Raw genomic sequence first — 368 nt, 5'->3', positions numbered from 1 at the left:
TGCTGCTACTTAGCACGCACCGGGCTTCTTTGCTGGCCCTGGTGGACCGAATTATCGTGATGGATCAAGGAAAAATTGTTGCTGATGGGCCAAAGGAAAGTGTTTTGGATGCGCTCAAGCGAGGCTTGATTCAGGCAGGGAGCCAAAGTGCTCACAATGATAAACAAGGTCATGGAAAGGGAGGTGTTTCCAATGACTGAGTTCCGTTCAACCCCTATCACTCAAGCCTTAAATGATCATGGTAATGTCATAAAGTCACGACGCTTGCTGTGGCTTATAATTTTGATCTCTTTTTCATTTATCTGCTGGACTGCTTATGCAGAGGTGGATGAGTTGGTTCGTGGTGTAGGTAAGGTTATCCCTTCGAA

General features: G+C 46.2%; 1 protein-coding gene. It reads left to right on the top strand.

The genetic code is table 11. The features are described from left to right. Positions 1-200: hypothetical protein (locus tag A3761_RS27005; RefSeq protein ID WP_197472832.1), on the top strand; the 200-nt coding region annotated here is incomplete at its 5' end. Between the last annotated feature and the right edge of the window lie 168 nt (positions 201-368).

This window comes from Oleiphilus sp. HI0123, from assembly GCF_001635315.1.
Note: the sequence above shows the minus strand (reverse complement) of the source record. Positions and strands in the feature narration are given on the sequence as shown.